Source organism: Rhodococcus sp. LB1, assembly GCF_001583455.1.
GTDB classification, from domain to species: Bacteria; Actinomycetota; Actinomycetes; order Mycobacteriales; family Mycobacteriaceae; genus Rhodococcus_F; species Rhodococcus_F opacus.
Window position 1 is genome coordinate 39,797 of the sequence record NZ_LTCZ01000079.1, and the last position, 8,618, is coordinate 48,414.

General features: G+C 67.5%; 8 protein-coding genes. 2 read left to right on the forward strand and 6 right to left on the reverse strand.

What is annotated here, in order from left to right; translation table 11 throughout:
• Positions 1-19 precede the first annotated feature (19 nt).
• Positions 20-937, reverse strand: coding sequence for a mechanosensitive ion channel family protein (locus tag AZG88_RS14370; protein ID WP_025431914.1), 918 nt, complete (start codon positions 935-937; stop codon positions 20-22).
• Positions 938-1,019: 82 nt separating this feature from the next.
• Between AZG88_RS14370 and AZG88_RS14375 the strand changes: the two genes are divergently transcribed.
• Positions 1,020-1,736: a response regulator transcription factor gene (locus AZG88_RS14375; RefSeq protein ID WP_061041551.1), complete on the forward strand. Its 717-nt coding sequence runs from the start codon at positions 1,020-1,022 to the stop codon at positions 1,734-1,736.
• Positions 1,733-3,097 carry a sensor histidine kinase gene (locus AZG88_RS14380; protein WP_005244088.1) on the forward strand — a complete coding sequence of 455 codons (1,365 nt, stop codon included), beginning with the start codon at positions 1,733-1,735 and terminating at the stop codon, positions 3,095-3,097. Before AZG88_RS14375 ends, AZG88_RS14380 begins: the two co-directional genes overlap by 4 nt.
• A gap of 30 nt (positions 3,098-3,127) precedes the next feature.
• Here the strand turns inward: AZG88_RS14380 and AZG88_RS14385 are convergent, their stop codons facing one another.
• The 5 genes from AZG88_RS14385 to pdxH form a co-directional block, all read right to left on the reverse strand.
• Positions 3,128-3,490 (reverse strand): FKBP-type peptidyl-prolyl cis-trans isomerase, encoded by a 363-nt coding sequence (locus tag AZG88_RS14385; RefSeq protein WP_005244090.1) that lies wholly within the window; start codon positions 3,488-3,490, stop codon positions 3,128-3,130.
• 47 nt (positions 3,491-3,537) lie between these two features.
• Positions 3,538-4,833: a citrate synthase gene (locus AZG88_RS14390; RefSeq protein ID WP_005244092.1), complete on the reverse strand. Its 1,296-nt coding sequence runs from the start codon at positions 4,831-4,833 to the stop codon at positions 3,538-3,540.
• Positions 4,834-5,261: 428 nt separating this feature from the next.
• Entirely contained in the window at positions 5,262-6,224 is a 963-nt protein-coding gene (locus AZG88_RS14395) for an aldose 1-epimerase family protein (RefSeq protein ID WP_005244094.1), read from the reverse strand.
• A gap of 52 nt (positions 6,225-6,276) precedes the next feature.
• Positions 6,277-7,563: an MFS transporter gene (locus AZG88_RS14400; protein ID WP_005244095.1), complete on the reverse strand. Its 1,287-nt coding sequence runs from the start codon at positions 7,561-7,563 to the stop codon at positions 6,277-6,279.
• Positions 7,564-7,605: 42 nt separating this feature from the next.
• Positions 7,606-8,277, reverse strand: coding sequence for a pyridoxamine 5'-phosphate oxidase (pdxH, locus tag AZG88_RS14405; protein ID WP_082833311.1), 672 nt, complete (start codon positions 8,275-8,277; stop codon positions 7,606-7,608).
• Positions 8,278-8,618: the final 341 nt, after the last annotated feature.

The following is an 8,618-nucleotide window of genomic DNA, read 5'->3' on the forward strand; positions in this document are numbered from 1 at the left end:
GTAACGAAGCGCGGGCCGATCAGTTCATGGAGCGAGCCGAGGACAGCACCGACAGGTACGGCGCGTCGATGTCGTAGTGCTCGAACGCCGACAGCGCCGCGCGGGCGAACGCCCGCTGCACCGCCCACTGCCTGCCCGGCTTGGTCCGCGCGGTGATCCGCAGCGTGACCGATTCCGCGGTCACCGAGTTGACGCCCAGCAGTTCCGGGGGTTCCAGTACGTCGGCGGCGATCGCGTCGCCCTTGGCCGCCTCGGTGACGGCCTCCAGCGCCACCTCGCACGCCCGTTGCACGTTGGCGGCGTGCGCGATCGGCAGATCGACCACCGCGACCGCGTAACCCTGGCTCATGTTGCCGACACGCACGATCTCACCGTTGCGGCAGTACCACAGGGTGCCGTTGACGTCACGGATCGTGGTGACCCGCAGACCCACCGTCTCGACCGTTCCCACGGCCTCGCCGAGGTCCACGACGTCCCCGACGCCGTACTGATCCTCGAGCAGCATGAAGATGCCCGACAGGAAGTCCCGGACGAGGTTCTGCGCACCGAAACCGAGTGCGACACCGATCACACCGGCGGACGCGATGAACGGCGCCACATTGACGCCGAGGACGGCGAGAACCTGGAGCACCACCCAGATGAGCACCACGATCGACACCGTCGATTTGAGGACGGACCCGATCGTCCGGGCGCGTTGCGCGCGACGCTCGTTGACCATCGCCTCCTTGACGCCCCGCGGGGCGCGTTCCCGCAGGGGACGGAGCATCGGCGGTTTGTCGGAAGGTTCCCGGGGCCGCGTCATCCGGTCGATCATCCGGTGCAACGCGAAACGCAGCACCAGCGCCAGGACGACGTAGGCCGCGATCTCGGCCGGGCGGTGAATCAGCCAGTCACGGTTGGTTTCGGTCAGTTCGAATGCCTGCAGCGAAGAAAACATCTCCAACGAGTGTACGGACGAGACACGCTCTCACAACTGCCATCCGCACGCTCAGTGGTCGCGCCCACGGCACAATGCAGGAGTGACCGTCACCGACTCAGCCAGTGTCCTCGTGGTCGACGACGACGAGGACGTGCGGACGTCCCTCGAACGCGGCCTGCGCCTGTCCGGATTCACCGTCCTCACGGCCGTCGACGGCGCCGACGCGCTCCGGGTGGTCAGCGAACGACGTCCGGACGCGATGGTGCTCGACATGAACATGCCGGTCATCGACGGCACCGGTGTCGTGACCGCGCTCCGCGCGATGAACAACGACATCCCGATCTGCGTGCTCAGCGCCCGCGACACCGTCGACGACCGCATCTCCGGCCTGGAGTCGGGTGCCGACGACTACCTGGTCAAGCCGTTCGTCCTCGCCGAACTGATCGCCCGGATCCGGGCGATGCTGCGGCGGCACGGTACGACGGCCGCCGCGCCGGCCGACTCGCCCGCGACCCCACCGATCCGCGTCGGTGCGCTGGAGATCCGGACGTCCGCACGAAGGGTCTTCATTGCGGGCGAGGAGGTCACACTGACCAAACGGGAATTCGAACTCCTCGAGGTTCTCGCCCGCAACGTCGGCATCGTGCTGAGCCGTGAGCGGCTCCTCGAACTGGTGTGGGGGTACGACTTCGTCGCCGACACCAACGTGGTGGACGTGTTCGTCGGCTACCTGCGTCGCAAGTTCGAAGTCGGTGGTCAGCCGCGCCTCCTGCACACGGTCCGCGGAGTCGGGTTCGTGCTCCGGGAACCGTCGTGAGACGGTCGTTCTCGCTCCGAACCCGTGTGGCCGCCGCGACCGCGCTGGGGGCGACGATCATCGTCGTGGCGCTCGGCATCCTGGTGTCGCTGGCGATCAACCGGAACAACCTGTCGCAACTCGACCGGCGGCTGGAGACGGCGTCGGACGTCCTGGTTCCCAACGCCGCCACCGCCGGTCTGTTCCTCGGGGCACTCGGCGACAAGGGTGCGTTCGCCATCACGATCCGTTCGGCCGACGGCGACACCGTGCTCGTCAGTACCCCCACCCAGCTGCCCGAACTCGACCCGGGCCAGCAGACCGTCGAGGTGGGTGACACGACGTACCGGGCGTACACCGCGACCGTGCCGCTCCTCGGCACCCGGATCTCCCTGGCCGTGCCGTACGCCGAAGCCCAGGATGTGACGTCGGAGCAGCAACGGCAGGTGGCCCTCGTCGGAGCGCTCGCCATCGCCGCGGCCAGCGGTCTCGGCTGGTTGTTCGGCGGTCGTGCCGTGCGCCCGCTGGTCGACTTGACCGGCCGCATCGTGCGCCGCGAACCGAAGCTGACCCCCACGACGTCCGGTGTCCGGGAGGCGGACGAACTGGCCTCCGCCGCGGAGTCGATGCTGCGCGACGTCGCGGAGGCGCAGGACGCGACCACCGCCGCGCTCGCCACCGCACGCGACTTCGCCGCCGTCTCGGCACACGAACTCCGGACCCCTCTCACCGCGATGCGCACCGACCTCGAGGTCCTCACCACTCTCGACCTGACGCCGGAACAGCAGCACGAGATCCTCCGCGACCTCGCCCGCTCACAGGGCCGGGTGGAATCGACGCTGTCCGACCTCGAGCGCCTCGCCCGCGGTGAACTGTCCACCGACAAGGACTTCGTGGACTGCGACCTCGTCGACATCAGCGACCTCGCCGCCGAGGAGGCGATGCGTCACAATCCGGGCCTGCAGGTGACCGTCGACGCGACCCCGGTGACGGTCCGCGGCATGCCCGGTGGACTGCACCTCACTTTGGACAACGCCATCAAGAACGCGGTCCGGCACGGCGGCGCCACCGCGGTGACGATCACGCTGAGAGCGGCCGACGGCATCACCACCGTCGTCGTCGACGACAACGGCTCGGGGGTGCCCGAGGCCGAACGGGCCGCGGTGTTCGAACGGTTCCACCGCGGTTCCAACGCGACGAAGAGCGGGTCGGGCCTCGGCCTCGCGCTCGTCGCGCAGCAGGCGGCACTGCACAACGGCAGCGCACGTTTCGAGGTCAGCCCGCTCGGCGGCGCACGCCTCGTCGTCGAACTCCATACCGACACGGCACACCAGTCACCGGGACCGGAAACACCGAAAGCAGAAAGCCCCGCCTCACCCTGAGGTGATGCGGGGCTTTTCGTGCTGCGGAGACTATTCCTTCACGTCCAGCAGGTCGATCATGAAGACCAGCGTCTTGCCGGACAGCTGATGTCCGGCGCCGGCGGGACCGTAGGCCAGCTCCGGCGGGATCGTGAGCTGACGGCGTCCGCCCACCTTCATGCCGGGGATGCCGTCCTGCCAGCCCTTGATGAGGCCGCGAAGCGGGAACTGGATGGACTCGCCGCGGCTCCAGGAGGAGTCGAACTCCTCGCCGGACTCGAACTCGACGCCGACGTAGTGCACCTCGACGGTGCCCCCGGGGACGGCCTCTGCGCCGTCTCCGACCACCACGTCCTTGATGACCAGGTCGGTCGGGGCGGGTCCGTCTTGGAACTCGATCTCGGGCTTGGTCATATGTCCTCCTCGGTGAGGGCTCTATGGTTCGGCACAGGTATTCGCGATCAGCGACCTGTGACGTCCTTGTAGTCACGCTCGGTGTAACCGGTGTAGATCTGGCGTGGACGGCCGATCTTCGTAGCGGGATCTTCGTGCATCTCGCGCCAGTGTGCAATCCACCCGGGCAAGCGGCCCATGGCGAACAGAACGGTGAACATGCGGGTGGGGAAGCCCATCGCGCGGTAGATCAGACCCGTGTAGAAGTCGACGTTCGGGTACAGCTTGCGCTCGACGAAGTAGTCGTCGGTGAGCGCCGCCTCTTCGAGTGCCATCGCGATATCGAGCAGCTCGTCGTCGCCGCCGAGCTTCTCGAGGATGGTGTGTGCTGTCTGCTTGACGATCGCCGCACGCGGGTCGTAGTTGCGGTAGACGCGGTGCCCGAAGCCCATGAGCTTCACACCGTCTTCCTTGTTCTTGACCTTGCGGACGAAGTCGTCCGCGTTGCTGCCGCTGGCCTTGATCTCGTCGAGCATCTCCAGCACGGCCTGGTTGGCGCCGCCGTGCAGCGGGCCCCAGAGTGCGTTGATGCCACCGGAGATCGAGGTGAACAGGTTGGCGTCGGACGAGCCGACCAGCCGCACCGTCGACGTCGAGCAGTTCTGCTCGTGGTCGGCGTGCAGGATCAGCAGCATGTCGAGCGCCTTGGCGATCTCGGGATCGATCTCGTAGGGCTCCGCGGGGAAGCCGAACGTCATCCGGAGGAAGTTCTCGACCAGGTTCAGGGAGTTGTCCGGGTACAGGAACGGCTGCCCGACGGACTTCTTGTACGCGTACGCCGCGATGGTCGGCAGCTTCGCGAGAAGACGGATGGTCGACAACTCGACCTGTTCCGGGTCGGCCGGGTCCAGGGAATCCTGGTAGTACGCGGACAGCGCGTTGACGGCGCTGGACAGGACCGGCATCGGGTGTGCGTTCCGCGGGAATCCGTCGAAGAACCTCTTGAGGTCCTCGTGCAGCAGCGTGTGCCGCCGGATCCGGTCGGTGAACGACTCGAGCTGCGCCGTGGTGGGCAGCTCACCGTAGATCAGCAGATAGCTGACCTCGATGAAGGTCGACTTCCCGGCCAGCTGTTCGATCGGGTACCCGCGGTAGCGGAGAATCCCGTGCTCACCGTCGATGTAGGTGATCGCGGAGCTGGTGGAGGCGGTATTGACGAAACCCGGGTCCAAGGTGGTGTACCCGGTGCTGGCGAGCAGCTTGCCCAGTTCGATACCGTCATTGCCCTCGGTTGCCCTGGCAATGGACATCGTGTGCTCACCACCAGGGTAGGTAAGCGTGGGCTTTGTGTCATTGTCAGGCACGAAGCATCCCTCTCAAGCTCAAACCAATGAGTAACAACTTCATTCAGGTAGAAACTAGTCCCACTCTGGCCTGCGTGCCGAAGGCGGGTCCGCTCAGAGGCCGTGATCCGGGTCCGCCGCGGGATGCGCGGCGACCACGGAGAAGGGTCGCCGAACTGGATCGGCGAGTGTCCGATTTGCCCGCACGGCGCGGGCGTCGAATCGGTGAGGGCCAGTTTCCCGAGACTGGACCGGCCGCGTTACCTGCACCGATGCCGGAGACGGCGCAGAACGCACACCGCGACGCCAGACGGGGTGAGGGAAGAACAGAGGGTGGGACAGAGCCCCGCAGCCGCGACAGAAGAACCCCCGCCCGACGTATCGGCCGGACCGCGACCGGTGTTACACCGTCTCACCAAGTGGGCACTCGATGCTCGAAAGTTGAACCGCTACGACCCCAGCGCGGACATGCCCCACACACCGGTCCACTGCTGCCCCGGAGCGAGCACCAACTGATCGATCCCGGAGTTGAACGCGTCCGGCGGGCACGTCATCGGTTCGAGCGCCAGCGCCCGCCCGCGTCCCGGATACGACTTACCGGCGTCGGGATCCGCGACGAACGCCTGCAGCCAGCCGAACTCACGGGCCGCCCAGAGGACCGTTCCGGTGCCGTCCGGCGCGCGCAATTCGTGCCGCGACCTGCCGTCCGCGTCGACGTCCAGTGCACTGAACGGAGTGTCGAGAGCGACGCCCGCCAGCGTGCGCGGGCTGGTGAAGTCGTATTCGGTGCCTGCCACGGCCTGCGAGCCCCCACTCGGCAGCATGCGCTCGTCGAGGGGCAGCCGGGTCCCGGCGGACAGTCGCAGCGTGCACTCGTCGAGCGGGACGTCGCCGGCGCGGACGTAGGAGTGGAAGCCCATCCCGAACGGCGCCGGGATGGCTCCCGTGTTGGTCGCCGTGTGCGTCACGGTCAGGCCGTCGTCGTCGAGGACGTATGCGACGGTGAGCCGCAGCGGGTACGGCCACCCCTTGTGGAGGCCGACGTCGATCGACAACTCGATGCGGTCGTCGGTGTGATTCGCGACACGCCAGTCCCGGCGGCGGACGAATCCGTGACTCGCATTGCCGAACGTCGGCTCCGTGATCTCGAGCTGATGGTCGATGCCGTCGAAGACGAACTGGCCGTCGCGGATCCGGTTGGGCCACGGCGCGAGGATCAACCCGGCCGACAACGGTGGCCGGGTTCCGATGTCCCACGTCTCGGTGAGCGCCATCGGCCCCTCCGGACCGTCCCATTCGAGTAGCCGGAGCCCGGCGCCGGTGGCCGCGATACCGGCCCGGTAGCCGCCTCCCCGGATCTCGAATCCGGCCGTGGAAGGCCTGTCCGTCTTCGAAGACTGCGGTTCACCCATGCACTTCAGTGTGCCCGAGATGGGCACGAGATATGTGATGGCGCACAGGAACCTAGCGGGTGACCTTGTAACGCACCAGTGCCGGGAACGCGAGCGCGGCGATCACCACACCGACGACGACGAGGACGCCGCCGCCCGCGGCCGCCACGCTCGTCCCGACCGCCGCCGCGGCCGCGCCGTGCACGACGTCACCGATCCGCGGGCCTCCGGCCACGACGACGATGAACACGCCCTGGAGTCGTCCGCGCATCTCGTCCGTGGCGACCTGCTGGAGCATGGTGCTGCGGAACGCGGCCGAGACCATGTCGACGGCACCACCGAATGCGAGGAACGCGAGCGCGATCCACAACAGGACCGGACTGTCGCCGGGTGACGCGATCCCGACCACCACGCCGAAGCCGACCATCGCGAGACCCCACAGCACGATGCACACGATCACGGCGAGGCCCTGGCGCCGGACCCTCGGCAGCCAACCGGAGAACACCCCACCGGCCACCGCGCCGAAGGACATCGCCGCGAACAGCAGTCCGAGTGCCACACCGCCCGATGCCGGGTCGCCGAACGTGTCGTGCGCGATCTGCGGGAACAACGCCCGCGGCATGCCGAACACCATCGCGATGATGTCGACGACGAACGACGCGAGCAGCACCTTCTGTGTCGCGAGGTAGGCGAACCCGTCGAACACCTCGCGCAGCCCGGCCCGGCGCGACTCCCCCGTCGGCGGGATGGCAGGCAGCCGGAGCACCGCCCACAGCGTGGCCAGGAGGGCGATCGAATCGACGAGATACAGCGTCGACAACCCGACCGTCGGAATCATCACACCGGCAAGCAATGGTCCGGCGATGGCGCCGAACTGCATGACCGTCATGTTGAGCGAGTTGGCGGCGGCCAGCTGTTCCGCCGGAATGAGCCGCGGGATGATCGCGCTGCGGGTGGGCTGATTGACCGCGAAGAACGCCTGCTGCAACCCCAGCAGTCCGAGTACCAGCCACACGTTGTCCAGTCCGAGCGCCGCCTGCACCCAGAACAGCACCGACGTCACACCGAGTCCGACGGTGGTGATCGTCAGCAGTTTCCGCCGGTCCATGACGTCGGCCAGCGCGCCGCCCCACAACCCGAACACGATCAGCGGTACCAGCGCGAACACGCCGGTCAGACCCACGTACGCCGAGCTGCGGGTGATCTCGTACACCTGCTGAGGCACGGCGACGACACTGAGCTGCCCGCCGATCACCGTCACGATCCCGGCCGCCCACAGGCGGCGGTAGTCCCGGTTCTGCAGCGGCGCGGTGTCGGCGAGCAGCCGCCGCTTCTTCTTCTCGGTGACGGTCTCGGTCATTCTTCCCTTAGCTCGTTTCCCATGCTCACTATTCCCCGACCGTCACGGCTGCAGTCGCTCCACCGTCCACGAGCCGTCGACCAGCGACGTCCGGATGCGGTTGTGCATCCGGTTGGCGCGGCCCTGCCAGAACTCCACGACCGCGGGGCGGATCAGGATTCCGCCCCAGTCAGGCCGGACCGGGATGTCGACGTCGACGGGGAAGCGCTCCGCCGCGTGCAGCAGCGCGGCGTCCAGTTCGGCCCGCGAACCGATCGGCTTCGACTGTTCGGACGCCCACGCCCCCAGCCGGGATCCACGGGGCCTGCTGTGCCAGTACTCGTCCGTGACCTCGGCGCTCACGCGCTCGACCGGACCGCGGACGGTGATCTGCCGGGCGACGGGCACCCACGTGAACGTCACCGACGCGTAGGGCACCGCGTCCAGCTGGCGGCCCTTGTCCGAGTCGTAGTTGGTGAAGAACAGCACACCGTCCGTACTCAATCCCTTGCAGAGGACGGTGCGGGTGCACGGATGTCCGTGCTCGTCGACGGTTCCGAGTGTCATCGCGTTGGGTTCGGGAACCCCGGCCTCCACGGCGTCCTCGAGCCACAGGCGCATCAGGGGAAGCCAGCCGTCGCCCAGCTGGTCGGCATCCAGATCGGAGTCGACGTACCGTCCGTCAGCGCCCTGGTGTGCGTAACCGACGCGCATGGCCGCGAGGTCCTTGTTCACCGGTTTCGGCTGTTCTGCATCTGGAGACACAGCCGAGAACGCTACTCCCGGGTATGCACTGATCAACTCTCCGGTGACACCGGCTAAAGTTTTGGGGACCGAACCCGTCCCCTCGGATTGCAGCCGCGATCGTGCGATGCCCGGGGAAGGGAAGTCGATTGCGCGGACGAGGGTGCCTGCCCATCCCGCATGCACGCCCAGCGCAATTGTCGAACGCCGAGACAGTGCCGCTCTGACCGGGGGCACTCGAACGAGGAGAGTCCACGAGCTATGTCAGCTAGCGCGGCAGTACCGGACGATTTCGTCAGCGGACTGGAAGGCGTGGTCGCGTTCACCAGCGA

Coding starts and splice junctions, on each gene's coding strand:
- AZG88_RS14370 (WP_025431914.1), bottom strand. CDS start 937: ATGTTTTCTTCGCTGCAGGCATTCGAACTGACCGAAACCAACCGTGAC.
- AZG88_RS14385 (WP_005244090.1), bottom strand. CDS start 3,490: ATGACCAAGCCCGAGATCGAGTTCCAAGACGGACCCGCCCCGACCGAC.
- AZG88_RS14395 (WP_005244094.1), bottom strand. CDS start 6,224: ATGGGTGAACCGCAGTCTTCGAAGACGGACAGGCCTTCCACGGCCGGA.
- AZG88_RS14400 (WP_005244095.1), bottom strand. CDS start 7,563: ATGACCGAGACCGTCACCGAGAAGAAGAAGCGGCGGCTGCTCGCCGAC.